The sequence below is a fragment of the Streptomyces sp. NPDC001502 genome (assembly GCF_042894785.1).
GTDB classification, from domain to species: Bacteria; Actinomycetota; Actinomycetes; order Streptomycetales; family Streptomycetaceae; genus Streptomyces; species Streptomyces kutzneri.
In genome coordinates this window covers 39,939-65,804 of sequence record NZ_JBIAVW010000012.1, presented here as the reverse complement: position 1 = coordinate 65,804, position 25,866 = coordinate 39,939, and the positions used below count along the sequence as shown (strand labels likewise).

Annotated in this window: 24 protein-coding genes; 8 read left to right on the top strand and 16 right to left on the bottom strand. The window is 72.1% G+C overall.

The window, feature by feature from the left end; translation table 11 throughout:
* Positions 1 to 13: 13 nt before the first annotated feature.
* The 7 genes from cobA to ACFY0D_RS22120 form a co-directional block, all read right to left on the bottom strand.
* Positions 14 to 1,258, bottom strand: coding sequence for a uroporphyrinogen-III C-methyltransferase (cobA, locus tag ACFY0D_RS22150; RefSeq protein ID WP_373043739.1), 1,245 nt, complete (start codon positions 1,256 to 1,258; stop codon positions 14 to 16).
* Between the two features lie 481 nt (positions 1,259 to 1,739).
* Positions 1,740 to 4,892 carry a nicotinate-nucleotide--dimethylbenzimidazole phosphoribosyltransferase gene (cobT, locus tag ACFY0D_RS22145; RefSeq protein ID WP_390799817.1) on the bottom strand — a complete coding sequence of 1,051 codons (3,153 nt, stop codon included), beginning with the start codon at positions 4,890 to 4,892 and terminating at the stop codon, positions 1,740 to 1,742.
* 274 nt (positions 4,893 to 5,166) lie between these two features.
* Complete coding sequence (gene cbiE, locus ACFY0D_RS22140) at positions 5,167 to 6,366, bottom strand: precorrin-6y C5,15-methyltransferase (decarboxylating) subunit CbiE (protein WP_390799816.1); 1,200 nt, start codon at positions 6,364 to 6,366, stop codon at positions 5,167 to 5,169.
* Positions 6,367 to 6,467: 101 nt separating this feature from the next.
* Entirely contained in the window at positions 6,468 to 7,166 is a 699-nt protein-coding gene (locus tag ACFY0D_RS22135) for a GNAT family N-acetyltransferase (RefSeq protein ID WP_390799815.1), read from the bottom strand.
* A 236-nt stretch (positions 7,167 to 7,402) separates the two neighbouring features.
* Positions 7,403 to 8,269 carry a MetQ/NlpA family ABC transporter substrate-binding protein gene (locus ACFY0D_RS22130; RefSeq protein WP_301372302.1) on the bottom strand — a complete coding sequence of 289 codons (867 nt, stop codon included), beginning with the start codon at positions 8,267 to 8,269 and terminating at the stop codon, positions 7,403 to 7,405.
* Positions 8,270 to 8,363: 94 nt separating this feature from the next.
* Entirely contained in the window at positions 8,364 to 9,032 is a 669-nt protein-coding gene (locus tag ACFY0D_RS22125; protein WP_390799814.1) for a methionine ABC transporter permease, read from the bottom strand.
* Positions 9,029 to 10,075, bottom strand: coding sequence for a methionine ABC transporter ATP-binding protein (locus ACFY0D_RS22120; protein WP_390799813.1), 1,047 nt, complete (start codon positions 10,073 to 10,075; stop codon positions 9,029 to 9,031). The genes ACFY0D_RS22125 and ACFY0D_RS22120 overlap by 4 nt, the downstream gene beginning before the upstream one ends.
* 594 nt (positions 10,076 to 10,669) lie before the next feature.
* Here ACFY0D_RS22120 and ACFY0D_RS22115 point away from each other — a divergent pair.
* Both ACFY0D_RS22115 and ACFY0D_RS22110 read left to right on the top strand, forming a co-directional pair.
* The gene (locus ACFY0D_RS22115; RefSeq protein ID WP_390799812.1) at positions 10,670 to 11,038 is read left to right on the top strand and encodes a hypothetical protein; all 369 of its coding nucleotides are present in this window, start codon (positions 10,670 to 10,672) and stop codon (positions 11,036 to 11,038) included.
* On the top strand, positions 11,031 to 11,480 hold the full coding sequence (locus ACFY0D_RS22110) for a hypothetical protein (RefSeq protein WP_390799811.1): 450 nt from the start codon (positions 11,031 to 11,033) through the stop codon (positions 11,478 to 11,480). The genes ACFY0D_RS22115 and ACFY0D_RS22110 overlap by 8 nt, the downstream gene beginning before the upstream one ends.
* On the opposite strand, the gene ACFY0D_RS22105 is transcribed toward ACFY0D_RS22110, so the two are convergent.
* From ACFY0D_RS22105 to ACFY0D_RS22095, 3 genes are all read right to left on the bottom strand, one after another.
* A complete protein-coding gene (locus tag ACFY0D_RS22105) occupies positions 11,470 to 11,976 on the bottom strand; it encodes a GNAT family N-acetyltransferase (RefSeq protein WP_390799810.1) in 507 nt (168 codons plus the stop codon). The two genes, ACFY0D_RS22110 and ACFY0D_RS22105, sit on opposite strands and share 11 nt — an antisense overlap.
* A 37-nt stretch (positions 11,977 to 12,013) precedes the next feature.
* Complete coding sequence (locus ACFY0D_RS22100; RefSeq protein WP_390799809.1) at positions 12,014 to 12,574, bottom strand: sigma-70 family RNA polymerase sigma factor; 561 nt, start codon at positions 12,572 to 12,574, stop codon at positions 12,014 to 12,016.
* Between the two features lie 73 nt (positions 12,575 to 12,647).
* The gene (locus tag ACFY0D_RS22095; RefSeq protein WP_390799808.1) at positions 12,648 to 13,820 is read right to left on the bottom strand and encodes a glycerophosphodiester phosphodiesterase; all 1,173 of its coding nucleotides are present in this window, start codon (positions 13,818 to 13,820) and stop codon (positions 12,648 to 12,650) included.
* A gap of 155 nt (positions 13,821 to 13,975) precedes the next feature.
* Here ACFY0D_RS22095 and ACFY0D_RS22090 point away from each other — a divergent pair, with 155 nt between their 5' ends.
* Positions 13,976 to 14,743 carry a lysophospholipid acyltransferase family protein gene (locus ACFY0D_RS22090; protein ID WP_390799807.1) on the top strand — a complete coding sequence of 256 codons (768 nt, stop codon included), beginning with the start codon at positions 13,976 to 13,978 and terminating at the stop codon, positions 14,741 to 14,743.
* 9 nt (positions 14,744 to 14,752) lie between these two features.
* On the opposite strand, the gene ACFY0D_RS22085 is transcribed toward ACFY0D_RS22090, so the two are convergent.
* The 3 genes from ACFY0D_RS22085 to ACFY0D_RS22075 all read right to left on the bottom strand — a co-directional run bounded on the left by ACFY0D_RS22085 (position 14,753) and on the right by ACFY0D_RS22075 (position 18,400).
* Positions 14,753 to 16,228 (bottom strand): membrane-associated oxidoreductase, encoded by a 1,476-nt coding sequence (locus tag ACFY0D_RS22085; protein WP_390799806.1) that lies wholly within the window; start codon positions 16,226 to 16,228, stop codon positions 14,753 to 14,755.
* Positions 16,229 to 16,307: 79 nt separating this feature from the next.
* Entirely contained in the window at positions 16,308 to 17,852 is a 1,545-nt protein-coding gene (locus tag ACFY0D_RS22080; RefSeq protein ID WP_390799805.1) for an MFS transporter, read from the bottom strand.
* Entirely contained in the window at positions 17,849 to 18,400 is a 552-nt protein-coding gene (locus ACFY0D_RS22075) for a TetR/AcrR family transcriptional regulator (protein ID WP_390799804.1), read from the bottom strand. The genes ACFY0D_RS22080 and ACFY0D_RS22075 overlap by 4 nt, the downstream gene beginning before the upstream one ends.
* A 90-nt stretch (positions 18,401 to 18,490) precedes the next feature.
* Here ACFY0D_RS22075 and ACFY0D_RS22070 point away from each other — a divergent pair, with 90 nt between their 5' ends.
* The gene (locus tag ACFY0D_RS22070) at positions 18,491 to 19,003 is read left to right on the top strand and encodes an HAD domain-containing protein (RefSeq protein ID WP_390799803.1); all 513 of its coding nucleotides are present in this window, start codon (positions 18,491 to 18,493) and stop codon (positions 19,001 to 19,003) included.
* A gap of 194 nt (positions 19,004 to 19,197) precedes the next feature.
* On the top strand, positions 19,198 to 19,617 hold the full coding sequence (locus ACFY0D_RS22065) for a hypothetical protein (RefSeq protein ID WP_390799802.1): 420 nt from the start codon (positions 19,198 to 19,200) through the stop codon (positions 19,615 to 19,617).
* Between the two features lie 65 nt (positions 19,618 to 19,682).
* On the opposite strand, the gene argH is transcribed toward ACFY0D_RS22065, so the two are convergent.
* Positions 19,683 to 21,110, bottom strand: a complete 1,428-nt coding sequence (argH, locus tag ACFY0D_RS22060; protein ID WP_390799801.1) for an argininosuccinate lyase — start codon at positions 21,108 to 21,110, stop codon at positions 19,683 to 19,685.
* A gap of 127 nt (positions 21,111 to 21,237) precedes the next feature.
* A complete protein-coding gene (locus ACFY0D_RS22055; RefSeq protein ID WP_030009472.1) occupies positions 21,238 to 22,431 on the bottom strand; it encodes an argininosuccinate synthase in 1,194 nt (397 codons plus the stop codon).
* A gap of 160 nt (positions 22,432 to 22,591) precedes the next feature.
* On the opposite strand from ACFY0D_RS22055, the gene ACFY0D_RS22050 reads away from it, so the two are divergent.
* From ACFY0D_RS22050 to ACFY0D_RS22040, 3 genes are read left to right on the top strand one after another with little or no spacing between them, the layout of a single operon-like run.
* The gene (locus ACFY0D_RS22050) at positions 22,592 to 24,019 is read left to right on the top strand and encodes a hypothetical protein (protein ID WP_390799800.1); all 1,428 of its coding nucleotides are present in this window, start codon (positions 22,592 to 22,594) and stop codon (positions 24,017 to 24,019) included.
* A 7-nt stretch (positions 24,020 to 24,026) separates the two neighbouring features.
* A complete protein-coding gene (locus ACFY0D_RS22045) occupies positions 24,027 to 24,608 on the top strand; it encodes a pyridoxamine 5'-phosphate oxidase family protein (RefSeq protein WP_390799799.1) in 582 nt (193 codons plus the stop codon).
* Positions 24,609 to 24,614: 6 nt separating this feature from the next.
* On the top strand, positions 24,615 to 25,301 hold the full coding sequence (locus tag ACFY0D_RS22040) for a L,D-transpeptidase (RefSeq protein WP_390799907.1): 687 nt from the start codon (positions 24,615 to 24,617) through the stop codon (positions 25,299 to 25,301).
* Positions 25,302 to 25,322: 21 nt separating this feature from the next.
* Here ACFY0D_RS22040 and ACFY0D_RS22035 read toward each other — a convergent pair whose 3' ends face one another.
* Positions 25,323 to 25,859, bottom strand: a complete 537-nt coding sequence (locus ACFY0D_RS22035) for an arginine repressor (RefSeq protein ID WP_030010023.1) — start codon at positions 25,857 to 25,859, stop codon at positions 25,323 to 25,325.
* Positions 25,860 to 25,866: the final 7 nt, after the last annotated feature.

Genomic DNA, 25,866 nt, shown 5'->3' with positions numbered 1-25,866 from the left:
TGCCAACGGCCTGTCAGGCGCTGGTGGTGGGGAGGGTGCGGTCGCCCGGGCCGTTCACGCGGACGACCTCGCCGATGACGATGACGGCCGGCGGCCGGACCTCTTCGGCGCGCACGGTCTCGCCGACCGTGGCCAGGGTGGCGTCCACCCGGCGCTGGGTGGCGGTGGTGCCCTCCTGGATCACCGCGACGGGGGTGTCCGCGGAGCGGCCGTGGCGCACCAGTGCCTCGGCGATCAGGCCGATCTTGTCGACGCCCATCAGGATCACCAGGGTGCCGGTGAGCTTGGCGAGGGACGCCCAGTCCACGAGCGAGCGCGGGTCGTCGGGGCCGACGTGGCCGCTGACCACGGTGAACTCGTGCGCCACACCGCGGTGGGTGACCGGGATGCCGACGGCGCCGGGCACCGAGATGGAGCTGGAGATGCCGGGGACGACGGTGCACGGGATGCCGGCCTCGGCGAGGGCCTGGAGCTCCTCCATGCCGCGGCCGAAGACGTACGGGTCCCCGCCCTTGAGCCGGACCACGGCCTTGCCCGCCTTGGCGTGCTCGATCAGGGCGTTGTTGATGGCCTCCTGGGCCATGAACCGGCCGTACGGGATCTTCGCGGCGTCGATGACCTCGACGTGCGGCGGAAGCTCGTCGAGCAGGTCACGGGGGCCGAGCCGGTCGGCGATGACCACGTCGGCCTCGGCGAGGAGGCGGCGGCCGCGCACGGTGATCAGGTCCGGGTCGCCCGGGCCGCCGCCGACGAGGGCCACGCCGGGGGTGGCCTTGTGCCGGTGGGCGGGAGCGGTGAGGGTGCCGTCGCGCAGGCCCTCCACGACGGCGTCGCGGACGGCCGCGGAGCGGCGGGGATCGTTGCCGGTCAGCACCGCGACGGTGACGCCCTCGATGCGGCCGGTCGCCGGGGTCCAGGCGGTGGCGGCGGAGGCGTCGTCGGCTCGGACGCACCAGACGCGCTCGCGCTCGGCCTCGGCGGAGGCGCGCTCGTTGTCCTCGCGGTTCTGGGTGGCGATCAGCGCGTACCAGGCGTCGGCGAGGTCACCGTCCTGGTAGCGGCGGCGCTCCCAGCGGATCTCACCGGTCTCGGCCATGGCGTCCACGGAGGGGGTGGCGGAGGGCGAGATGAGCAGGACATCGGCGCCGGCCGCGATGAGCGCGGGAAGGCGACGCTGCGCGACCTGTCCGCCGCCGATGACGACGACGCGGCGGCCGGCGAGGCGGAGTCCTACGGGGTAGGCGGGGGTGTCGGCCATGGCGGTGCGGCTCCTGGTGCGGCAGTCGTTCTGTCTTGCCGCTGCGGCTCTGGAGCGGCGGTGTGCTGACGTGCGGATTCTTGGTGCGGGTCCACCATACGGCGCGGGCCGTCCCGAGGCGCGGACGGGGCTGCGCCCCCGGGCCGCGGGCTCTGCCCCGGGCCCGCCCCGACCCGCCCCGGGCCCCGCGTCTCGAACGCCGGCGGGCGGGATGTGCCGGGGCCGGCCACTGCCGTGTGAGGGTGCCGGTCAAGGATCGGGGCCCCGCCCCGGGCCCTGCGCCTCAAACTCCCCCAGCTACCGCTGGGAGGCGCCCCCTGGCGGGGCTGGGGTTGGGCTTCGCGGTGGGGCGGTGCCCCTCCGGGACGTCTCCTCGGCTCGCGAACCCCGAGCCGGACCGGCCTGCCGACCGGCGGTGGGTTCGCTCGGCCTGCGGGGACATCCCGGAGTGTCCCTGCCCCCCGGCGGACCCGAGCACGGGTTACTTCTCCGTGACGCCCGCCGAGTCGAACGTGGCGACCTCGTGCATCGCGCGGGCCGCACTCTGGACCAGGGGGAGGGCGAGCAGGGCGCCGGTGCCCTCGCCGAGGCGGAGGTCCAGGTCGACCAGCGGGCGCAGGCCCAGCTTGTTGAGCGCCGCGACGTGGCCCGGCTCGGCGCTGCGGTGGCCCGCGATGCAGGCCGACAGGGACTCGGGGGCGATCGCGCGGGCCACCAGGGCGGCGGCTCCGGCGCTGACGCCGTCCAGGATCACGGGGGTGCGCAGCGACGCGCCGCCGAGGAGGAGACCGACGATGGCCGCGTGCTCCAGGCCGCCGATGGCCGCGAGGACGCCGATCGGGTCCGCCGGGTCGGGCTGGTGGAGCTCCAGGGCACGGCGGACGACCTCGACCTTGCGGGCGTGCGTCTCGTCGTTGATGCCCGTGCCGCGGCCGGTGACCTCGGCCGGGTCCACCCCGGTGAAGACCGAGATCAGGGCCGCGGACACTGTGGTGTTCGCGATGCCCATCTCGCCGGTGAGGAGGGCCTTGTTGCCGGCCGCCACCAGGTCGCGGGCCGTCTCGATGCCGACCTCGATGGCCGCGACGGCTTCCTCGCGGGTCATCGCCGGGCCGGTGGAGAGGTCGGCGGTGCCGGGGCGGACCTTGCGCGGGAGCAGGCCCGGGGTGGCCGGGAGGTCGCCCGCGACGCCGACGTCGATCACGCAGACCTCGGCGCCGACCTGGTTGGCGAAGGCGTTGCAGACCGCTCCGCCGCCCAGGAAGTTGGCCACCATCTGGGTGGTGACCTCCTGCGGCCACGGGGTGACGCCCTGGGCGTGCACGCCGTGGTCACCGGCGAAGATCGCGACCGCGGCCGGCTCCGGGATCGGCGGCGGGCAGACCCGGGAGAGGCCGGACAGCTGGGCGGAGATGATCTCCAGCATGCCCAGGGCCCCGGCGGGCTTGGTCATGCGCTTCTGGCGCTCCCAGGCCTCGCCCAGGGCCTTCGCGTCGAGCGGGCGGATGCTGGCGACCGTCTCCGAGAGCAGGTCGTGCGGCTCCTCGCCGGGCAGCGCGCGGCGGCCGTAGGTCTCCTCGTGGACGACCCAGGAGAGCGGGCGGCGCTGCGACCAGCCGGCCTGGGCCAGCTCGGGCTCCTCGGGGAACTCGTCGACGTAGCCGACGCAGAGGTAGGCGACGACTTCGAGGTGCTCGGGCAGGCCGAGCTCGCGGACCATCTCGCGCTCGTCGAAGAAGCTGACCCAGCCGACACCGAGGCCCTCGGCGCGCGCGGCGAGCCAGAGGTTCTCGACGGCGAGGGCCGCGGAGTACGGGGCCATCTGCGGCTGGGTGTGGCGGCCGAGGGTGTGGCGGCCGCCGCGGGTGGGGTCGGCGGTGACGACGATGTTCACCGGGGTGTCGAGGATGGCCTCGATCTTGAGTGCCTTGAACTGCTTCGCCCGGCCCTTGGGCAGAGACTTCGCGTAGGCCTCGCGCTGGCGCTGGGCGAGCTCGTGCATCGCCCGGCGGGTCTCGGCCGACCGGATGACGACGAAGTCCCACGGCTGGGAGTGGCCCACGCTGGGCGCGTGGTGCGCGGCTTCCAGGACGCGGAGCAGCACCTCGTGCGGGATGGGGTCGGTGCGGAAGCCGTTGCGGATGTCGCGGCGCTCGCGCATGACGCGCAGGACGGCCTCGCGCTCGGCGTCGGCGTAGCCGGGGGCCGCCTCGCCTGCGGCGGGCTCGGCCGGAAGGTCCACCGCGGGCTCGCCCTGGGCGGCGGGCTCGGCGGGGGCCGGCTCTTCGGGCTGGGGCTCCACGGCCACCGGCTCGGCCTGGGCCACCGGCTCGACCACGATCGGCTCGACCGCAATCGGCTCGGGCTCGGGCTGCGGCTCCACGGCCACCACCGGCTCGGGCGCGATCGGCTCGACCGCGATCGGCTCGGGCCCGGGCTCCGGCTGCGCCTCGGCGACCGGCTCGGGCGCCGCGGCCGCCACCGGCTCGACGGGGACGACCGGCTCGGGCTGCGGCTCCACGGCCGCCACCGGCTCGACCGCGATCGGCTCGGGTGCGGGCTGCGGCTGGGGCTCGGGCTCCGGCCGTACCTCGGCAACGGGCTCCGGCTGGACCGGCTCGGCCACGACGGCCGCCACCGGCTCGGGCTGAGGCTCGGGCTGGGGCTCGGGCTGGGGCTCGGGCTGGGGCTCGGGCTCCACGGACATCGGCTGGACCGTGACCGGCTCCGGCTGCGGTTCGACCGCGACAGGCTCCGGCTCCGGCTGCAGCGGCTCGGCCTGGACCACCGGCTCGGGCTGGACCACCGGCTCCGCGGGGGTCGGGACGGGCTCCGGCTCCACGGGCCGGGCTGCGGCCTCGGCGGGGGCCTGGGCGGGCTCCGCCACCGGCTCCGGCGTCCACGGGGCACCGGCCTGCGGCGGGATCTCGCCCAGCTGGGCCGCGGGGGCCGGGGCGGTCTCGGCGCGCGGGATGTCCAGGTACTCGGGTCCCGTGGTCGGGGGTCCTGCCTGGCGCAGCGGGAGCGGCGCCGACGGGGTGCTCACGGCGGCCATCGGGACGGCCTGGGCGGGCGCCGCGGCCGGGCCGCGGTCGGCGAGGGACCGTACGACTCCGCCGTTGGCCTCGGGCATGGGCGGGCCCATGTGCAGGGGGCGCCGGACGGGGGCCGCGGGGGCCACCGGGGCGGCGGGGGCCGCCGGGGGCGGGACGACGAGCCCGCCGAGGTCGAGCGCGCCGGAGTCACGGCCGCCCGTCTCGTGCGCGCCCGCGCTGTAGCCGCCGTCGGGGAACACGGGCGGGGGGAACTCGGTGTACGCGGCCGGGGCCTCGGGGTAGGAGGGCGCGGCGGCGTAGGACTGGTCCGTGTACAGGGGCGGCTCGCCGAGCTGGGGCGCGGCGGGGAAGACGGGGGCCTGCGGGACGACCTGCGGGTCGCTCCACGCACCCTGGCCGCTCGGCATCAGCAGCAGTTCCTCGTCCTCCGGCTCGGCCGGGTTGTCCATGAGGTCCTGGAAGGCGTAGCCCGCGGGAATCGGTGCCGGGATCTGGACCGGAGCGGGGACGCTCTGCTGATCCACCAAGCCCGCGTTGTCCGGGAGACCCTCGCCCGGGACCTGGCCGGTGTCAGTCATGCTTACCCCTCGCCCATCGGTGTTGCCTCTTCGATCGCCCGGTCGCCCACGAGGCCGCCGAGCGGTTTTGCCTGCGGGGTTGCGGTGAGACGAACTCGTCTCGCATACGCCTGCACGACAACCAGTAAGCATTGTCGCGCCCGTCGGCCACCGTGGCGGCCATAACCGTCACGGTCCTCTGTGGACTGCGCCACGTCGCGCGTCCAGGCGGTGCCGCGATGCCCGAATCGTCCGAGGCAGTACGACGATCGGCCAGCCTACCCCGGCCCTCGGCTCAGCGCGTGGCGGGGCGTTCGGCTGCCAGGAGGAACACCACGGAACGGTCCTGTTCGGCCCAGGTCCGGGTGTCCAGGCCGACGGACTGGAGCAGCGCGCACTCGACGGCGTAACCGTGTTCGGTCAGTGCCCTGCCGATCGCCTCCGCCTCGTCGCGGGTGGAGGCGTGGCTGACGATCCGTTCGGGACGGCGTTCGGCGACGGCCGCGACGACGGCGGCGCCGCCACCGCCGACGCGGACGACATCGGGCTCGGGCAGGTTCTCCAGTACGTGCGGCGCGCGCCCGGCGACGGCCTGGAGCTGCACTCCCCGCTCACGGGCGGCGGCGGTTATGCGGTCGCAGGCGGCCGCGTCGGCGTCGACCGCGATGACGGCGGCGCCGAGGGCGGCCGCGTCCACGGCCACGGCGCCGGATCCGGCGCCGATGTCCCAGAGGAGGTCGCCGGTACGCGGGCCGAGCCGGGCGAGTTGGGCCGCGCGGAGCTGGGCGGATTCGCCTTCGCCCGCGTCGGCCTGCGGCCTGGCCCAGCCCCGGTCGGCGGACCGGGCGGCGCTCTGGCCGAGGAGCCAGCCGGCGTCCGCGGGGGCCGGTCCCCCGCCCCCGATGACGATGACGACGTTCGGGTCGCGCCAGCTGTGGTCGGCGGCCTTGTCGGAGGTGAGGACGCTCACCTGCTCCCGGTCCGTGCCGAGTTCCTCGCAGACGACGAAGGTGCGGTGAACTCCTTCGAGGAGCAGGGCGAGTTCCGCGGGGCCGGCGCCGGGTGAGGTGAGGACGGCGACCTTGGCGTGGGCGCGGCAGACGTTGACCGCGCGGCGCAGGGTGCGGGGGTGGGCCACGACGACCTGGGCGTCGTCCCAGGGCATGCCGGCGCGGGCGAAGGCGGCGGCCACGGAGGAGACGGCCGGGACGACCTCGACCTCCAGGCCGTGCTCCGGGGCGCGCAGGGTGCGTACGGCGCCGAAGAAGCCGGGGTCCCCGTCGGCGAAGACCACCGCGGTGCCGCGGTGGCCGGCGATGCGGCGTGCGGCGAGGCCGACACTGCCCAGGCGGATGCGCTCCGCGGTGGGCGGCACTTCGGGGAGGGCGAGGTGGTGCGCGGCGCCGGCCACGAGGGTGGCGGCGGAGAGCGCGGACCGGGCGCCCGCGGTCAGGGGCGAACCGTCCCAGCCGATCACCGTGACCCGGTCGGCCATCGTCGTCAGTCTCCTGGTCTGGCAGGGGGCACCTCCCCGCGGCAGCTGGGGGAGGTGGGGTTTCGTCGGGGCGGGCACGGTGAGACTACCCGGTCATCGGTTCAGTTCCAGTCGGCGCCGACGCGGTGGCCGTTCGCGTCGGCCCGCTGCGGGAACGCGGTGCTGCGGGCGTATCCGTCGTAGCTGTCGTAGCTGTCGTATCCGTCGTAGCCGTCGCCCTCGTCGAGGTCTTCGGGGACCAGGCTCCAGACGATGAGGTCGGTGCGGGTGTCGGCCCAGCCGCCGTCCGCCGTCTGCGTACGCACTATCCACGCGTTGCGCAGGACGCCCTCGCTGATGCAGCCGATCTTCTGGGCCACCTGCTGCGAGGCGGTGTTGTCGGCGGCGGTGCGCAGTTCGAGGCGCTCGAACTCCTGGGAGCGGAAGAGCCATTGGGCGACGGCCAGGACGGATTCGCTGGCGTAGCCCTCGCCGCGGGCCCAGGGGGCGGTGACGTAGCCGACCTCGGTGGCGCGGGTGCGCCAGTTGGTGTTCTGCAGGTGCACGATGCCGACGAGGCGCTGGGTGAGGAACTCGGTGACGGCGAGGACGATGCCGCGGCCCTCGGTGCGTTCGGCGTGGGAGTGCCGGGTGGCCCAGGCGTGCGCTTCGGTGTGGGTGTAGGGGTGGGGCGCGCTGGTCCAGGCGATCACGTGCTCGTCGTTCATCATCTCGGCGAGCGCGGTGACGTCCTCTTCCTCGAAGGGGCGCAGCACCAGCCGGTCCGTGCTGATGGTGACGTCCGGGAAGGTGGTAGTCATGCGCAGCTCCATGCCTGAGACCGTGGTGCGACCGTGTTGCGATGCGACCGCGGTGCGGGACCGTTCGTGCGGGACCGTGCGTGCGGTTCGTAGGCCACAGCATGCAGCATCGACCGGGCGATGTGCAGGGCCGGGTTGCCCGGAAGCGGGCAGAGCTCGGCCCCGCGCGCCGTCAGGTGCGTGCGGGGCCGAGATTCATGACCGGTCCGGGAGGAACCGGATCACGAGGTACCGGTTCAGGAGGCGGCCGGGGCGCCGAAGGCCGGGATGACCGAGCCCTGGTACTTCTCCTCGATGAACTTCTTGACCTCGTCGGAGTTCAGGAGCTTGGCCAGCTTCTGGATCCGCGGGTCGTTCTGGTTGCCGTCCTTGACCGCGAGGAAGTTGGCGTAGGGGTTGCCCTCGGCCTTCTCCAGGATCAGCGCGTCCTTGGCGGGCGACAGCTTGGCTTCGAGGGCGTAGTTGCCGTTGATGATCGCGGCGTCCACGTCGTTCAGGGCGCGCGGGACCGTGGCGGCCTCCAGCTCCTTGAACTCCAGGCCCTTCTTGTCGGTGATGTCGGACAGCTTGGCGCTGGTGCCGACACCCTCCTTGAGGGTGATCAGGTTGTTCGCGGCGAGCAGCTGGAGCGCGCGGCCCTCGTTGGTGGTGTCGTTGGGGACGGCGATGGTCTGGCCGGCCTTGATGTCACCGATGGCCTTGATCTTCTTGGAGTAGAGACCGAGGGGCTCCAGGTGCACGTTCACGACGGGCACGACGTGCGTGCTGTTCTTCTTGTTGAAGTCGTCGAGGTACGGCTTGTGCTGGAAGTAGTTGCCGTCGACCTGGCCCTGCTCGGTGGCGGTGTTCGGCAGGACGTAGTCCGTGAACTCCTTGACCTCCAGCTTGAGGCCTTCCTTGGCCGCGAGCTTGTCCTTGACGAAGTTCAGGACGTCGGCGTGCGGGCTCGGGGAGGCCGCTATGACCAGGGGCTTGCTCTCGTCGGCCTTGCCGCCGTCGGCCTTCGCCGAGGACGGGTCCGAGGAGCTGCCGCAGGCGGTGAGGCCGAGGGCGAGCGCGGTGGCCGTGGCGGCGAGGGCGGTGAGCTTGATGTTCTTACGCACGAAGAGTGCCTTTCTTGCTGAACAAGTACCGATGACTTGCTGGTGGTGGCCCAAGCACGACAAGTGCGGGCTCTGTTGGGGGGGGAAAGTCTTCTCAGGCGCTCCGGCCGCGGCGGGCGAGGAGGCGGACCGCGCCGTCGCCGAGCAGCTGGATCACCGTGACGAGGGCGATCAGGACCACGACGGTGGCGATCATGAAGCCGGTCTCGAAGCGCTGGAAGCCGTAGGTGATGGCCTTGGATCCCAGTCCTTCGCCGCCGACGGCGCCGGCCATGGCCGAGTAGCCGACGAGGGTGATGACGGTGGTGGTGACACCGGCGACCAGGGAGGGCAGGGCCTGCGGGAGCAGCACCTTGCCGACCAGGGTGGGGATGCCGCCGCCCATGGACTCGACGGCCTCGATCAGGCCGTGGTCCACCTCGCGGACGGCGGTCTCGACGAGCCGGGCGAAGAAGGGGACGGCGCCGATGGCCAGCGGGACGATCATGGCGGTGGGGCCGATGAAGGTGCCGACGACCGCGGTGGTGACCGGGATCAGGAAGATCAGCAGGATGATGAACGGCAGCGAGCGGCCTATGTTCACGATCACGCCGAGGACCTTGTTGAGCGGCTGGTTCTGCAGGAGGCCGCCCTTGTCGGTGAGGACCAGCAGGATGCCGATGGGCAGGCCGCCCAGCACGGTCACCAGGGTGGACCACAGCACCATGTAGAGGGTGTCGTAGGTGCCCTGGGTGAGCAGGGGCTGCATTTCGGACCAGGTCACTTGGCACCATCCTTGACCAGCTCGGCCAGTTCGTCGTCGATCCCGTCGATGACGTCGACCTGCAGGCCCTGCTCGCGCAGGAAGCCGACCGGCACGACGTTGTCCTCGTAACCGCCGGGCAGTTCGATGCGCATGCGGCCGATCTGCCGGCCCGCGACGGTGTCCATCGCGGCGCCGAGGATCGAGATGTCGATGTTGTACGTGCGCGAGAGCTGCGAGATGACCGGCCGGACGGCGGCTTCGCCGTGGAAGGTGACGTCGACGACCGTGCGGTCGGGGCCGGTGGCGGTACCGGTGACCGGGAAGAGTTCGCCGGCGAGCTCGGAGCCGGGGGTGGCGAGGAGTTCGGCGACGGTGCCGGACTCGATGATCCGGCCGTTCTTCATCAGGGCGGCCGAGTCGCAGACGGTCTTGACCACGTCCATCTCGTGCGTGATGAGCAGGACGGTGAGGCCGAGCTGCTGGTTGAGGTCGCGCAGCAGCCCGAGGACGGAGCGGGTGGTCTCGGGGTCCAGGGCGCTGGTGGCCTCGTCGGACAAGAGCACCTTGGGGTCGCCGGCCAGGGCGCGGGCGATGCCGACGCGCTGCTTCTGGCCGCCGGAGAGCTGGGTCGGGTAGGCCTTGGCCTTGTCGGCGAGGCCGACCAGGTCGAGGAGTTCGAGGGCCTTGCGGGAGCGCTCGCGGCCGGAGATGCCGAGGATCTCCAGGGGCAGCTCGACGTTGGCCTGGACGGTGCGCGAGGACAGCAGGTTGAAGTGCTGGAAGACCATGCCGATGCGGCTGCGGGCCTGGCGGAGCTCCTTGCCCGCACGCCGGCCGCGGCCGGCGAGGGCGGTGAGGTCGACGCCGTCGACGGTCACGGTGCCGGTGGTGGGGCGCTCCAGCAGGTTGACGCAGCGGATCAGGGAGGATTTGCCTGCGCCGCTCTGGCCGATGACTCCGTAGACCTCGCCCTCGCGGACGTGGAGATCGACGCCGTCCAGGGCGGTGACCTCGCGGCCACGGGACTGGTAGACCTTCGTGAGGCCCGATGTGGTGATCACAGGATTTCCGTCGCTGTCGAGTGCGCGGCGCAACGGGCTGCCGGGCACGGGGCAAACAATCTGGGGACGCGATACGGGACGAACCGTCAGAAAATGATGGTGTCGACACGTGCGCGGGGCATGAGTGAGCCGTGCTGTTCATCAGCTGGTGACGTGGTGGCGCGGCTGGTCTCGCTTCGGGGCGCGAGGCTCAGGAAGGGGCCCTCAGAAGGCGCACATTCGACACATACAACGAGCACCGGGCGTCATCGTCGCCTCGGTCGCAAGGGTGCGGCTGCTCGTCGTGGTCATGGGCCCAAGTAAAGCAGACGTCTCCCCTGACCGATCAATGACGTCCGGATAGCGGACGCATTCCGACCACATACCGGACGTCACCGGTCAGCACCGACCCTCCGCACCGAGGCTGGTTCCCCGCCTCCGACCTGCGCCGACACGGCCGTCCGGGGCTGTCCGGACCGCCCGGTCCGGAGTGCGGCGACCCGGTCCGCTGTGGTCAAGACCACGGCCGGTACGCCGGACACGCGGGCAGTGCGCCGGGCTGCGGGAGGCAGGGGTGCGCGCATCGGGTCTTACGGCCCGTAATACCCTCGCTGCATGCTCGACGCCCTGACGGTCGCCATCGGCGTGGCCGCACTCGCCCTCGCCGCCTGGTGCGGCCACGCCGCATGGCGGGACCAGCCGACCAAGGACTGGCACTTCATCGGTATGGCCGTCGTGACCGTGCTGGTCCTGGCGCAGCTGGTGATCGGCGTGGTCAAGCTGGCCCAGGGCGAGAAGCCCGACGAGGGCACGGTGATCTTCGTGGCGTACCTGGTGGGGGCGTTCGCCGCGGTACCGGCGGCCGGGATGCTCTCGCTGACCGAGCGGACCAGGTGGGGATCGATCACGGTGGCGGCCGGCGCCGTCGTGCTCGCCGTCCTCGAAGTACGGCTCTACGACATCTGGGGAACCACCGGTGCCTGACTCCGACACGACGAACGCCACCGGTGCCGCCACCACCACCGGGCGCAAGCGGCTGGTCTCCGGGCCCGGTCTGCTGCTGGTGTGGCTGTACGGGGTGATGGTGGTCGGCGCGGTCTCCCGCTCGGCCTTCCAGATCTCCACCGAGTTCGACCGGGCGCCGCTGGCCTACGCGCTGTCCGCCGTGGCCGCGCTGGCCTACGCGTTCATCACGTACTCACTGGTGCGCGGCGGTGAGACGGCCCGCAAGGCGGCGCTGGTCTGCTGCGCCGCCGAGCTGGCCGGTGTGCTGGCCGTGGGGACCTGGACGGTGGTGCGACCGGAGTCCTTCCCCGACACGACCGTGTGGTCCCAGTTCGGGATGGGCTACCTGTTCATCCCGGTGATCCTGCCGATCACCGGGATGCTCTGGCTGCGCAGGAGCCGAGAGGCCGCTACGCGCTGACCGTGAAATCGGTCGGGTCCTTGGCTTCCTTCTCCAGGATCACCAGCTGGATGCCGTCGGAGGCGGTGCGGCCGCCGACCTTGACGTAGCCGGCCTTGCGGTAGAGGCGCAGGTTCGCCTCGCTCTTGTGCCCGGTGTGCAGGCGGAAGCGAGTGGTGCGGCCGGGGCTCGCCAGGGCCTCCTCGACCGCACGCAGCAGGCGCGCCCCGAGACCGTGACCCTGCAGGCGCGGGTGCACACAGAGCTTGGCGATCTTGCCGGTGCCGTCGTCGTCGACGTTGCCGCGCACGGTCCCGACGATCTCGTCGCCGAGCCGGGCCACCAGGACGGTGTCCGTCGCCAGCTCCCCCTTGAGGGAGTCCAGGGACTGGGTGAGCGGCTGGATGAGGTAGTTGCCGTACAGCTCGGCCTCCCGCTGGAAGGCCAGGTACTGCAGTTTGAAGATCTGCTCAGCGTCCTCGGCAGCCGCCGCCGAAATGGTCACGCTCATGCCCATGTGCGCATGCCTCCAGCTCACCTGGTAGCCCGTTGGTCTACCGCTCCTTTCCCCGCAGGCCAGGAGCCGCAACCTCTGCAGCCAGCATTCTGCGCAGACATCCCAGGCAACGGGAACGCACGGGCCCCAAACTTCCTTGTGAGATACCCAACTCTCCTGCGATTTCACGGTAAGTGAGGTCTCTGGGCGAAAGAAGTGCCTTCATCAGCTCGGGACAGCGTCCGGGCAACCGGGCGACCGCCGATCGGAGTGCACGGTTCTCCTCGCCGTGCAGCAGGGCGTCTTCCGGCTCTGCCGCGGCGGCCGCGCCGACCGGTGCGCTCCCGTCCACCGAGTGCTGGCGGTGGCCGTACGGGATCTCCCGGCGGGCCCGGCGCCGGGCGAGGCGGGCCTCCGCCCGGACCGCCCGGCGCAGCCACCGCGCCGGCTCCGCGGGTTCGGCCGGATCGGGGGCGTGGCGGCCGCTCTCCAGCAGCCTGACCCAGACGGCTTGTTCCAGGTCGGCCGCGTCCACTCCGGTGCCCGGGGCCTCCGCGGCCGCCTCGGCGGAGAGCAGCGGGCCCAGCTTGTCGAGGTAATCAGCCTTCAGCAGGTCCATGCCGGGCGGGACGAGCGGGCCGGGCCGGACGGTTTCCCCGCCGGGCCCGGCCCACTCGTACGGGAAGCGGCGCTCAGCGGTTGACGGGCCGTCGGCCCGGGCGGAAGGCCTCTGCCGCGAGGAGTCCGGTGTCCGGGTTGTCGGTGAAGATCCCGTCGATGCCCTGTTCGAAGTAGGTGCGGAAGGCTCCGAGGGCGTCCCCGTACGCGGTGGGGTCGGTCCCCTTGCGGTACTCGGCGGGCAGGAAGCTGTTCTCGTTGCGTGCGGTGTAGGGGTGCAGCAGCAGCCCGCGGGCGTGGGCGTCCTTCACCAGGGTGGTCGGGGCGCCGAGCTGGCCGGCCGCGTCGCGCGGGAGGATCAGGTCCATGGTCGGGCCGATGCCCTGGGCGAAGCCGGCGATCCACTTCAGCCCCTCGGGCTTGACCAGGTCCGCGACCGTGCGCGGGTCCTTGGCCACCTCGAAGTCCCAGGGGCGGGTGCCCGCAGCGGAGAGCAGGACCACGCGGGGCGCGGAGACCAGCCGGGAGAGCCGCTGGATGCTGGAGGGCTCGAAGGACTGGAGGAAGACGGCGGCGCCCCGCCCGTCGCGCCCGTAGCGGCGCAGGAGCTTGGCGAGGGGCTCCTCCAGGCCGAGGCCCAGGCCCCGGAAGTAGCTGGGGTGCTTGGTCTCGACGTGCAGCCACACCCGCCGGCCGCGCCGCTTGCCCTCGCGGTCGGCCCAGCGGAGCACCTCTTCGAAGGTGGGTACGGCCCACTGGCCGTCGTAGAGCGTGTTGCGCTGGCGGACGGCGGGGATACGTTCCTTCGCGCGCAGGGTCCTCAGCTCGGCCAGGGTGAAGTCCTCGGTGAACCAGCCGGTGACCGCGACCCCGTCGACGGACTTGGTGGTGCGCCGGGAGGCGAACTCGGGGTGCTCGGCGACATCGGTGGTCCCGCCGATCTCGTTCTCGTGGCGGCACACCAGATGGCCGTCCCGGGTCGGGACCAGGTCCTGCTCGACCACGTCGGCGCCCAGGTCCAGGGCGAGCTGGTAGGAGCCGATCGTGTGCTCCGGGCGGTAGCCGCTGGCTCCGCGATGGCCGATGACGGTGGGGTGGGGGAGGTCCCGGAAGCCTCCGTCGCCGCGGCCGTCTCCGTACCCGTCGTCCGCAGCGGCGGAACCCGCCGTGAGTCCGGTGATCCCGGTCCCCGCCGCCAGGACGGCCGCTCCCAGGACCGTGCGCCGCGCTGCCCCACCCTGTGTCATGAGTGTCACTCCTCGTCGTGAACGCCGTGTCGCGGCCCGCGATCGGCGTGCCGATGGTAGGCAAAGGGGAGTGGCCGAGGAGGGTGCGGCGACGGCACATCCGGGGAACTTGGCGCAAACACGCGTCAACACTGCGTATCCGACACGTGAACCCGATGTGCGCGGGAAGCCGACCCGCGAGTATCGTCCTCACCTGCGCTACCGCCGTGTGGTGGGTGCGCGAACCGCTTTTCGATGCCGGAGGGCCCACGTTGTTCCGTACGAAGCTCATCAAAGCCACTGTCGGACCGGTCATGCGCATGATGTTCCGCACCCGCGTGGAGGGCATCGAGAACATCCCCGGCTCCGGGCCGGTGATTCTGGCGGGCAACCACCTCACCTTCATCGACTCCATGATCATGCCGCTGGTGTGCGACCGTACGGTCCACTTCATCGGCAAGGACGAGTACGTGACCGGCAAGGGGATCAAGGGCCGCGCCATGGCCTGGTTCTTCACCGGCTCCGGCATGATCCCCGTCGACCGTGACGGCGCCAACGGCGGCGTCGCGGCCCTGATGACCGGTCGCCGGATCCTCGAAGAGGGCAAGATCTTCGGCATCTACCCCGAGGGCACCCGCTCCCCCGACGGCCGCCTCTACCGCGGCCGCACCGGCATCGCCCGTCTGACCCTGATGACCGGCGCCCCCGTCGTGCCGTTCGCGATGATCGGCACCGACAAGCTCCAGCCGGGCGGCGCCGGCATGCCGCGCCCGGGCCGGGTCACCGTCCGCTTCGGCGAGCCGATGGAGTTCTCCCGCTACGAGGGCATGGACCGCGACCGCTACGTGCTGCGCGCCGTCACCGACTCGGTGATGGCCGAGGTCATGCGCCTCTCGGGCCAGGAGTACGTCGACATGTACGCCACCAAGGCGAAGGCCGCGTAGATCGTCCCTTCACTGACGCTGGAGTGACCGGCTGACGCCCGCCGCCGTGGTGGTGGCGAGGATCCAGCCGGTCACGATCAGCAGGTACGACAGCCACTGGTGCCAGCCTCCCGGCGCGAAGGCCGCCTCCTGGCCGAAACTGACGATCGGCACCATCAGGTCGATCGTGTAGAAGACCGCGTTGAAGTCCGGCGCCTCCCCCGCCTTCAGGGCGCGCGGCGGGTCGATCCCGTACGCGATCGACCCGGTCATCAGCAGGGCCACCAGCCAGCCCGCCGCACGCAGCGGCCGGAAGCCGTAGCCGACGGTGGCGTCCTGGAGCAGCCCCCACGCCCGGGCGGCCCGGGGCAGGGTGTGGCGGTGCCTGCGCAGCTTCGCGAGCTGGACGGTCCGGGCGGCCGCCTCGTCGCCCGCCGTACGGTAGGCCGCCGCGAGCTGTTCGTAGGCGTACGTGAGGTAGCCGGACTCCTCCCGTTCCAGGGCGGGCAGCCGCTGCTCGGCGGGGAGGTGCGGGGCGAGGGTGCGGTAGGTGAGGCCGTCGATGGCGATCCGCTCGGGCCAGGCCTCCGGGTCGATGTGGAGCAGGTCGACGGTGGACCGGCGCAGGTTCACATCGCCCCGGACCGTTTCGCAGCGGCGCAGCCACAGCTCGCCTATGGCGCAGCTGGAGGCGCGCAGGGCGGTCCCGTCCGGGTTGGCGAGGTCGGCACGGCTGAGGTTGACCTGGCCGGGTATCCGGGAGCCGGTGAGGTTGACCATGCCGCGGGCCTGGATCCGGTGGGCGCGCAGGTCGGTGCCGACGGTCAGGTTCTCGGCGTGCAGGGCGATCCCGCCGGGGGCGAGCAGCCGGGCGCGGTCGAGCTGGATCTGGCCGCCGACGGTGGCCCCGTTGAGGCGGAGCTGGCCGTGCACGGTCAGGTCGTTCGCGATGATGTCGGTGTCGACCTCGACGTGGTTGAGCTGGAGCGGGGGCTCGTCCGCCTCCTCGCCGGCGGTGGGGCCGATCACGGCCCCCTGGAGGAAGAGGCCCCCGGAGATCTTGGAGCCCTGCAGCCGCACGGGGCCGGCGATCCGGCAGTGGGACAGGCGCAGGACCACGTCGACGCGCAGCGTGGAAGCGGTCAGGCCGGGCAGTGTGGAGTAGCCGAGGACCAGGGCGCGCAGCTGGGCCCCGTACATCAGGGGCTTGCGCTCGAACCAGCAGTCGCGCAGCCGGATGGGGTGGTCGATGACGGCGTAGCGCATGTCGAGCTTGCCCACGATCTTCGCGCCCTTGACCTTGAGGCCGGGGACCCGGCCCTGCACGGCGGGGCAGGCGCCCAGCAGGATGGCCCGCAGCACCTCGGCGCGCAGGGTGCGGTCGGGGCCCCAGTCGGCTCCGTCGACGGAGCTGTCCTCGGGGGCGGCGCGGAAGTCGACCCCGTCGCCGCGCGGGAAGGCCTCCCAGACGCGGCGTTCCGCCGGGGTCAGATCGTTGATCTCCATCGCCGGGATGGTGTCCCGCAGTTCTACGAACTGTCAACTCCGGCCGGGACACCATCCCTTGCCCGGAAGCGCCGGAACGTCAGTGCTCGACGCCCTCCTGGAGCCGCTGGCCCTTCAGCAGGAACCAGGCGGCCACGGCGGTGGCCAGCAGCACGGCCGCACCGACGCCGGAGGCGAGCCGCAGCCCGTCCACGAAAGCGTCCTGGGCGGCGCCCACCATCACCTGGGCGGTGTGCGGGTCGAGCTCCTTGGCGGCCTCGACGGCCCCGCCGAGGGATTCGTGCGCGGCGTCGGCGACCGGGCCCGCGACCGAGGCCGGGGCGGTGAAGCTCTGGTAGACGCCGGTGACGATGGAGCCGAGCAGGGCGATGCCGAGGGCGGCGCCGAGTTCGTACGCCGTCTCGGAGACGGCGGAGGCCGAGCCGGCCTGCTCCTTGGGCACGCTGGAGAGGATCACGTCGGCGGTGACGGTGAAGGAGAAGCCGGCGCCGAGGCCGACGACGAGCAGGGCCGCGCCGAGCAGCGGGTAGCCGCTCTCCTTGTGGATCAGGGTGAGCACGGCGAGGGCCAGGCCGATGGCGCCGAGGCCGCCGGCCACGATGGTCCGTACCGAGTACCGGCGGGCGTACCGGCCCGCGATCAGGCCGGTGACCACCGCGCCGATGGCGGCGGGCAGTTCGGCGAGGCCGGCCTCCAGCGGGTCGCGGCCCTGGACGAGCTGCAGGAACTGGGAGAGGAAGAAGACCAGTCCGGAGAGTCCGAAGACGGTGAGCAGGTCGGCGAGGACCGCGCCGGAGAAGCCGCGGTGCTCAAAGAGCCGCATGTCGAGCAGCGGGGACGGCAGGCCGAACTGGCGGCGTACGAAGGCGTACAGGGCGCCCGCGCCGAGTGTCGCGGTGGCCGCGACCTCCCAGGTGATGCCGTGGGTGGCGACTTCCTTGACGGCGTAGACGACGCTGATCACGCCGACGAGGGAGAGACCGACGCTGACGAGGTCCCAGGGGCCGGCGACCGGGTTCTTGGATTCGGGAAGCAGCTTGATTCCGACGACGACCAGGGCGATCATCACGGGGAGGTTGATCAGGAAGACCGAGCCCCACCAGAAGTGCTGGAGCAGGGCTCCGCCGACGACCGGGCCGACGGCCGCGCCGGCCGAGGCGGTGGCGCCCCAGATGCCGATCGCGAGGCTGCGCTCCTTGGGGTCGTGGAAGATGTTGCGGATCAGCGCGAGGGTGGACGGCATCAGGGTCGCACCGGCCACGCCCAGCAGGGCCCGGGCGACGATCATCATCTCGGGGCTGGTCGCGTAGGCGTTGAGCACGGACACGGCGCCGAACGCGGCGGCGCCGGTGAGCAGCAGCTTCTTGCGGCCGATGCGGTCACCGAGGCTGCCCATGGAGACCAGCAGACCGGCGATGACGAAGGAGTAGATGTCGCCTATCCACAGCAGCTGGGTGCCGGACGGCTTGAGGTCCTCGGAGAGTGCGGGCGTGGCGAGGCCGAGTACGGTCGCGTCGACGGCGACCAGCAGCACGGCGAGCACCAGCACGCCCAGGGCGAGCCAGCGGCCGCGGCTCCTGGTCTCCGTCCCGGTCGGGCTGGTCAGCTGCTGGATGCTGCTCATTTCTCCACACTCCGTCTGGCGCCACCGAGCAACAGCTCGATGATCATGTACTGGAAGTCCTTGGCGGCGACCCGGCCGTCCATCACGGCCCAGGCACAGGCGCCGACGAGGGCGTAAAGCGCCTCGGTGAGCCATGCGGGGCTCAGGTCGATCCGGATGTCGCCCTCTTCCTGGCCGCGCCGGAAGAGCGCGCTGACGCGGGCGTCGAGCCGGGCCCATCCTTCGTTGACCTCGTCGCCCTCGAACAGCTGGTTCTCGGTGACGAGGAAGGCCAGCAGCTGGGCGTTGGGCTCGGCCTCGGCGACGAGGCGTCTGATCGCCTCCACCGCCGTGCCCTCGTCGAGGCGGGCGTTGTCGAATGCCACCTCGAACTCCCGGATGCCGAGATCTTCGAGGGCCCGTACGAGGGCGTCGCGTCCGGCGAAGTGCCGGTGGAGGGTCGCGCGCCCGATGCCGGCGGCGCGGGCGACCTCGTCCATCGTGGCGGTCGACTTGCGGGAAAGCAGGGCGGCCGCATCGCGGAGCACCTGGTCACGATCCATGGCCATGAGACAAGCGTACCCCAAATGAGACGTCACTGTCTCATTCAGTCGAAAAATGAGCTGCCCGCGAGGCGGCCGGAACGGAATCCTGCCGAAATGAAGCCACTGCTGCTGATCGACGTCGACGGGCCCCTCAACCCCTACGCGGCCAAGGCCCAGCGCCGCCCCGAGGGCTACCGCACCCACCGGATGCGCCCGACGGGCTGGACGGAAGCCGAGCAGGCCAAGCCGCTGCGGGTATGGCTCAATCACGCCCACGGGGCGGAGCTGCTCGCCCTCGCGGACGCCTTCGAGCTGGTCTGGGCCACCACGTGGAAGGACGAGGCGAACGACTGGATAGGCCCGCACCTGGGGCTGCCCAGACTCCCCTTCATCGACTGGCCGGTGATGCACGGCCGGGCGCCGCGCGGCACGTTCTGGAAGACCCAGTACATCCTCGAATACGCGGGCGAGCGGCCCTTCGCCTGGATCGACGACGACATCACGGCGATGGACCGCGAGTACGTCGACCAGCGCCACCCGGCAGAGACCCTGCTGATGCGCGTCGACGAGCAGATCGGGCTGGTCCGCGCGGACTTCGACGCCCTGGCCGCGTGGGCCGCACCGTAACCGGACGGCTACCCCTGGTGATTCGATCATCACTACCCGTGTTCACCGGGCCGATGCACACCGTGATCATTTGGAGTGACTACGCCCCCGGATCCTTCCCCCGCCGGCCCCTGACCCGGGAGTCTGCTCTCCAGTGAGCCCTTACCCGGGGCGGGTTCACCTGCACAGACTCCGTCTTCGGCAGGGAGAGAACCATGAACGCATCACGCAAGCTGGTCATCGGGGCCGCCGCACTGGCACTGACGGTCGGCGGCGTCGTCGCCGTGTCCTCGGCGTCGGCCGAGCCGAGGGAGGCGGCGCGCGCCGCCGTGACCACCACCGCCTGGGCCAAGGTCGCCGCGAACGGCGCCGTGCAGGGCTCGTCAGGCGTCAGCGCGATCAGGAAGTTCGGCATCGGTCGCTACAACATCGACACCTACGGCGATCTGGGCAACTGCGCCCTGCTCGGCACGATCAACACGAACGGCGGATCCGACCCCGGCCCGGGCAGCTCCTCCATCCTGGTCGGCAAGGTGAGCTCGAACACCCTCTTCATCCGCACCGCCACGCCGTCCGCGGGTGGCACGGCAGCCGTCGACAGCGACCGGCCCTTCTCGATCACCATCGTTTGCTGATCCCCGCACACACCGGAGGGGCGGCGGGAGCCGACGGGCTCCCACCGCCCCTCCGGGCGTACGGGCTACTGCTTGTGGGTCGCCCAGGCGTGCTGGATGACCAGGTCGGCCTTCAGCTCGGTGAGCTGGGTGGCGACCGCCGACGGGGCGGTGCCGCCACGGCCGCCCCGCGAAGCGAGGGCGCCCTTGACGTTCAGGACGGTCCGGACCTCGGGGGTCAGGTGCTCCGAGATCTTCGCGAACTGGTCGTCCGTCAGCTGGTCGAGCTCGATGCCCTCGCCCTCGCAGACCTTGACGCACTCGCCGGCCACCTCGTGGGCCACCCGGAACGGCACGCCCTGCTTGACCAGCCACTCGGCGATGTCGGTGGCGAGCGAGAAGCCCGCCGGGGCCAGCTCCTCCATCCGCTCCCGGTTGACCGTGAGGGTCGCCATCATGCCGGTGAAGGCCGGCAGCAGGACCTCCAGGGTGTCGCAGGAGTCGAAGACGGGCTCCTTGTCCTCCTGGAGGTCCCGGTTGTACGCCAGGGGCAGCGCCTTGAGCGTGGCGAGCAGGCCCGTCAGATTGCCGATGAGGCGGCCCGACTTGCCGCGCGCCAGCTCCGCGATGTCCGGGTTCTTCTTCTGCGGCATGATCGACGAGCCGGTCGAGAAGGCGTCGTGCAGCGTCACGAAGGAGAACTCCTTCGTGTTCCAGATGATGATCTCCTCCGCGATCCGGGAGAGGTTGATCCCGATCATCGCGGTGATGAAGGCGAACTCGGCGACGAAGTCCCGCGAGGCCGTGCCGTCGATCGAATTGCCGACCGAGCCCCGCTCGAAGCCCAGGTCGGCGGCGACCTGCTCCGGGTCCAGCCCCAGCGAGGAGCCGGCCAGGGCGCCCGAGCCGTACGGGGACACCGCGGTCCGGGTGTCCCACTGGCGCAGCCGCTCCGCGTCCCGGGACAGGGACTGCACGTGGGCCAGGACGTGGTGGGCGAAGAGCACCGGCTGGGCGTGCTGGAGGTGGGTCCGGCCCGGCATGGCCACGTCGTGATGCGTCTCGGCGAGGCCGACCAGCGCGTCCTGGAGGTCCGCGATCAGACCGCCGATGATCCGGCCGTGGTCGCGCAGGTACATCCGGAAGAGGGTGGCCACCTGGTCGTTGCGGGACCGGCCGGCGCGCAGCTTGCCGCCGAGCTCGGCGCCGAGGCGCTCCAGCAGGCCGCGCTCCAGGGCGGTGTGCACGTCCTCGTCGGCGATGGTGCCGGTGAAGGAGCCGTCGGCCACGTCGGCTTCGAGCTGGTCGAGTCCGGCGATCATGCGGTCGAGCTCTTCGGCCGTGAGCAGGCCGGCCTTGTGGAGGACGCGGGCGTGGGCGCGGGAGCCCGCGATGTCGTACGGCGCGAGGCGCCAGTCGAAGTGGACCGACGCCGACAGCAGGGCCAGCGCCTCCGAAGGACCGTCGGCGAACCGGCCGCCCCAGAGCCGGACGTCACCCTTGTTGCTGCTCACAGCTACTGCTCCTCAAGACTGCATGGCTTTGACTGCTGGTCAGGCTCCGAGAGCCCCTGGGGCTCCGGATGTGCAACCGCCTCCCCGCCGCGGAGGTAACGGGGAGGCGGTCCGAACTGCTGGCCGGTCAGGCGAGGTCGCGGCGGGCCGCGATCTTCGAGGAGAGACCGAAGATCTCGATGAAGCCCTGGGCCTTGGACTGGTCGAAGGTGTCGCCCGAGTCGTAGGTGGCGAGGTTGAAGTCGTACAGCGACTCGTCCGACTTCCGGCCGGTGACGACGGCGCGGCCGCCGTGCAGGGTCATCCGGATGTCACCGGTGACGTGCTGGTTGGCCTCGTTGATGAAGCCGTCCAGGGCCCGCTTGAGCGGGGAGAACCACAGGCCGTCGTAGACCATCTCGCCCCAGCGCTGCTCGACCTGCCGCTTGTAGCGGGCCAGCTCGCGCTCGACGGTGACGTTCTCCAGCTCCTGGTGGGCCGTGATCAGCGCGATCGCCCCCGGGGCCTCGTACACCTCACGGGACTTGATGCCCACGAGGCGGTCCTCGACGATGTCGATCCGGCCGATGCCCTGGGCTCCGGCGCGGTCGTTGAGCTGCTGGATGGCCTGCAGCACGGTGACGGGCTTGCCGTCGATGGCGACCGGGACGCCCTCCTTGAAGGAGATGACGACCTCGTCGGCCTCGCGCGGCAGGGCCGGGTTCGAGGTGTACTCGTAGATGTCCTCGATCGGGGCGTTCCAGATGTCCTCCAGGAAGCCCGTCTCGACGGCGCGTCCGAAGACGTTCTGGTCGATGGAGTACGGGGACTTCTTGGTGGTCGCGATCGGGAGCTGCTTCTCCTCGCAGAAGGCGATCGCCTTGTCCCGGGTCATCGCGTAGTCACGGACCGGGGCGATGCACTTGAGGTCCGGGGCGAGGGCGACGATGCCCGCCTCGAAGCGGACCTGGTCGTTGCCCTTGCCGGTGCAGCCGTGGGCGACGGTCGTGGCGCCGTGCTTCTTGGCGGCGGCGACCAGGTGCTTGACGATGGCCGGCCGGGAGAGCGCCGAGACCAGCGGGTACCGGTCCATGTAGAGGGCGTTCGCCTTGATCGCCGGGAGGCAGTACTCATTGGCGAACTCGTCGGAGGCGTCGGCGACCTCGGCCTCGACCGCACCGCAGTCGAGCGCGCGCTTGCGGATGACGTCCAGGTCCTCGCCGCCCTGGCCGACGTCCACGGCAACGGCGATGACCTCGGCGCCCGTCTCCTCGGCGATCCAGCCGATGGCGACGGAGGTGTCCAGGCCGCCCGAGTAGGCGAGTACGACGCGCTCGGTCACGGGTTTCTCCTTACGGTGCATTCAACGACAGGCATAACTATGCACTACTCCGTATGTTTCGTCAATCGAGCCGCGCCGAGCCCCCTGACCAGCGGAAATACCGGAGTGCAGCGGCCGTCCGATTGCCTACCCTTGCGGTGAGGACAACAGGGGAGGCCGCATGAGCGCCAGACGGGAACGGGCCCTACGGGCGGGGCAGGAGAGCGCGGAGCGGCTGATGGACGGCGGGCATCCCGGCCACACGCCGGTACCGCTCCCCGGGGGCGTGGCCGACACGTGGATCGCCTTCGACCAGGCGGTACGCGATATCAGCCGCTACCGGTACGGGACCTCATACCCCGGCGACGACGCGGTGGCGCTGTGCCAACCCGACGGCTACGTCCGCGAAGGTGCGCTCCGGGCGCCGGATCCGGTGCTCGAACTCGTCGCGATCCGCTGCACCGACTGGGTTCCGGCCGTACGGGAACAGGCCCGGCGCGTGCTGCGCGCCGTGCTGGACGCCGACCCCGCGGGCACGGTGCGCCGGCTGACCCCGCTCCTGGTGCGGCTGGGCCGCCGCGAGCACGGCGCCTGGGCCGCCGCACTGCTCCCCGGGGCACTGCGCGGCGAGTCGCTGCGGGCCGAGCTGCGCGAGAGCACGGACCTGCCGACCCGGCGGTTCGCCGCGCGGCTCTCGCTGGAGAGCGGGGAGTTCGGCGTACGGGAGCTCGCCCGGCTGGCAGCCGTGGAACCGGACCCGCCGACCGCCCGGATGTGGGCGGACGCGGCGCTCGCCGCGCTGGCCGCCGACGGGCCGGACGACCGGGCCGTCGACCTCCTGCTCGGCGCCCGCATCCCGATGGTCCGCGCCTCCGGGGTCACCGCCCTGCGCGGGGCCGGGCGGGCCGCCGAGGCCGGGGTGTACCTGACCGACCGCTCCGGGCTGGTCCGGGCCTGCGCCCGCTGGCTGGTCCGCCAGGACGGCGGCGACCCGTACGCCCGCTACCGCGAGCTGGTCACGGACCCGGCCCGGGTGACCCCGTACGCGGTGAGCGGCTTCGCCGAGTGCGCCCGCCGCGAGGACGGGCCGCTGCTCCGCGCCCTGCTGGAGCACCCCGGCGGCCTGGTGCGGGCCGCCGCCGTCGCCGGGCTGCGCCTGCTGGACGCGGACGACGAGCGGCTGCTGCGGTCGCTGCTCGACGACCCCTCGCCGGCGGTGGCCCGCGAGGTCTCCCGCGGCCTGCGCGCCACCGCGGGGCCGCTGCCCGCCGACTGGCTGATGGCGCGGGTCGCCCCCGAGCGTCCGACGCACACCCGCCGGGCCGCCTTCCACCTGCTGCGGGCCCGGGGCGGCACCGCCTCGCTGCGGGCCGCCGTCACCCTGCTGGACGTGCGGGATCCGGGTCTGCGCCGACTGGCCGAGGACACCGTACGGGAATGGAACTGGCAGGGCTCCCTGCAGGCGGGCCGGGCGGATCCTGCCGAACCGGGCGCGCTGCTGGAGCGGTCCGCGCACCTCTTCGACATCCGCCAACTGGCCCCGCTCTCCGACCGGCTGGCACTCACCGGAAGGGCCCGGCCCGACCGCACGGCCCGGCCGACCCGATAATGGGCACATGGGAAAGCTCTACGAACGAATAGACGGCCGGCTGCGCAAGTTCATCGAGGAGCAGCCGATCTTCTTCACCGCGACCGCCCCGCTCACGGGTGACGGTCACGTCAACCTCTCCCCCAAGGGCCGCGCCGGAACGCTCGTCGTCATCGACGAGCAGACCCTGGCCTACCTGGACTTCGGGGGCAGCGGCGCCGAAACCATCGCCCACGTCCGGGAGAACGGCCGGATCACCCTGATGTGGTGCGCGTTCTCCGGGCCGCCCAACATCGTGCGCATCCACGGCGAGGGCGAGGCGGTCTTCCGCGACGATCCGCGCTGGGGCGAACTGGTCGCCCTGTTCGGCGAGGCCGACGGGCCGTCGGCGCGGGCGGTCGTCCTGGTCCACGCCCGCCGGATCTCCGATGTCTGCGGGTACGCCGTCCCCCTGATGGAGTACCAGGGCGAGCGGACCCTGCACGCGGAGTACTTCGGGCGCAAGACGGACGAGGAGTTCGCCGCGTACTGCGAGAAGAAGGAGTTCATCGGATCGAGCCTTGACGGCCTGCCTGCGCTGCCACTGCCCCTTCCGCCCCGTACCGTCTGACATGTGCTGCGTACCGCTGTAGTCACCGCCTCACTGATCGTCACGACCCTGCTCCCGCAGAGGCCCGCGCCTCTGCCCGACCGTCTCGCCGACACCGGCGGCGGCAGTCAGCTGATCACCGCCGTCGCGCCCGCGCCCGGATCCACGACCGGCCGGGTGATCTGGTGGGAGCGGTGGGCGGGGCGCTGGCACCGGTCCGGGAGCGCGCCCGCCCGCTTCGGCGCGAACGGCCTCACCGAGGGGGCGACCCGGACCCAGGGCACCAACACGACGCCCACGGGCCTCTTCGAACTCCCCTACGCCTTCGGGATCCGGCGGGCACCGGTCGGCACGGACCACGTCTACCGGCGGGTGAGCCGCGATTCCTGGTGGTGCCAGGACAACGCGTCCGCCCACTACAACCGCTGGGTCGAGCCGCTGCCCGCGGACTGCGCGCCGGGCGAGGCCGAGCACCTGGTGACGTACGAGAAGCAGTACGCGCACGCGCTGGTGATCGCCTTCAACTACGACCGGCCCGTACGCGGCCGGGGCGCCGGGATCTTCCTGCACGTCAACGGCAAGGGCGCGACGGCCGGTTGCGTGTCCGTGCCCGAGCGCGCCATGCGGGCGATCCTGCGCTGGGCGGACCCGCGCCGCCGTCCGCACATCGCGATCGGCACGGAGTCCGGGGACCTGGCCGTGACCCGGTACTGAGCCGGGCCCCGGCCTGACCTCTCAGCTCTCCTTCTGCGCCAGCCGCAGCAGGTGGTCGGCCAGGGCCTGGCCGCCCGCCGGGTCCCGGCTGATCAGCATCAGGGTGTCGTCGCCCGCGATCGTGCCGAGGATCGCGCGGAGTTCGGCCTGGTCGATCGCCGATGCGAGGAACTGCGCGGCACCCGGAGGGGTGCGCAGGACCACGAGGTTCGCGGAGGCCTCCGCCGAGATCAGCAGTTCCCCGGAGAGGCGCCGCATGCGCTCCTCCTTCGCGGACTCGCCGAGCGGGGCCTGCGGGGTGCGGAAGCCGCCCTCGCTGGGTACCGCGTAGATCAGCTCGCCGCCGGTGTTGCGGATCTTCACCGCGCCCAGCTCGTCGAGGTCGCGCGAGAGCGTCGCCTGGGTGACGCTCAGCCCGTCGTCGGCGAGCAGCTTGGCCAGCTGGCTCTGGGAGCGGACCGGCTGCCGGTTGAGGATGTCCACGATCCGGCGGTGACGCGCGGTGCGGGTCTGCGGGACGGCCTGGCCGCCTTGCTCGTTGTCCTGCGCCTGACTCATCGTCGTC

Coding starts and splice junctions, on each gene's coding strand:
- cobA (WP_373043739.1), bottom strand. CDS start 1,258: ATGGCCGACACCCCCGCCTACCCCGTAGGACTCCGCCTCGCCGGCCGC.
- cobT (WP_390799817.1), bottom strand. CDS start 4,892: ATGACTGACACCGGCCAGGTCCCGGGCGAGGGTCTCCCGGACAACGCG.
- cbiE (WP_390799816.1), bottom strand. CDS start 6,366: ATGGCCGACCGGGTCACGGTGATCGGCTGGGACGGTTCGCCCCTGACC.
- ACFY0D_RS22135 (WP_390799815.1), bottom strand. CDS start 7,166: ATGACTACCACCTTCCCGGACGTCACCATCAGCACGGACCGGCTGGTG.
- ACFY0D_RS22115 (WP_390799812.1), top strand. CDS start 10,670: ATGCTCGACGCCCTGACGGTCGCCATCGGCGTGGCCGCACTCGCCCTC.
- ACFY0D_RS22105 (WP_390799810.1), bottom strand. CDS start 11,976: ATGGGCATGAGCGTGACCATTTCGGCGGCGGCTGCCGAGGACGCTGAG.
- ACFY0D_RS22100 (WP_390799809.1), bottom strand. CDS start 12,574: ATGGACCTGCTGAAGGCTGATTACCTCGACAAGCTGGGCCCGCTGCTC.
- ACFY0D_RS22095 (WP_390799808.1), bottom strand. CDS start 13,820: ATGACACAGGGTGGGGCAGCGCGGCGCACGGTCCTGGGAGCGGCCGTC.
- ACFY0D_RS22090 (WP_390799807.1), top strand. CDS start 13,976: ATGTGCGCGGGAAGCCGACCCGCGAGTATCGTCCTCACCTGCGCTACC.
- ACFY0D_RS22085 (WP_390799806.1), bottom strand. CDS start 16,228: ATGGAGATCAACGATCTGACCCCGGCGGAACGCCGCGTCTGGGAGGCC.
- ACFY0D_RS22080 (WP_390799805.1), bottom strand. CDS start 17,852: ATGAGCAGCATCCAGCAGCTGACCAGCCCGACCGGGACGGAGACCAGG.
- ACFY0D_RS22075 (WP_390799804.1), bottom strand. CDS start 18,400: ATGGCCATGGATCGTGACCAGGTGCTCCGCGATGCGGCCGCCCTGCTT.
- ACFY0D_RS22070 (WP_390799803.1), top strand. CDS start 18,491: ATGAAGCCACTGCTGCTGATCGACGTCGACGGGCCCCTCAACCCCTAC.
- ACFY0D_RS22065 (WP_390799802.1), top strand. CDS start 19,198: ATGAACGCATCACGCAAGCTGGTCATCGGGGCCGCCGCACTGGCACTG.
- ACFY0D_RS22050 (WP_390799800.1), top strand. CDS start 22,592: ATGAGCGCCAGACGGGAACGGGCCCTACGGGCGGGGCAGGAGAGCGCG.
- ACFY0D_RS22045 (WP_390799799.1), top strand. CDS start 24,027: ATGGGAAAGCTCTACGAACGAATAGACGGCCGGCTGCGCAAGTTCATC.
- ACFY0D_RS22035 (WP_030010023.1), bottom strand. CDS start 25,859: ATGAGTCAGGCGCAGGACAACGAGCAAGGCGGCCAGGCCGTCCCGCAG.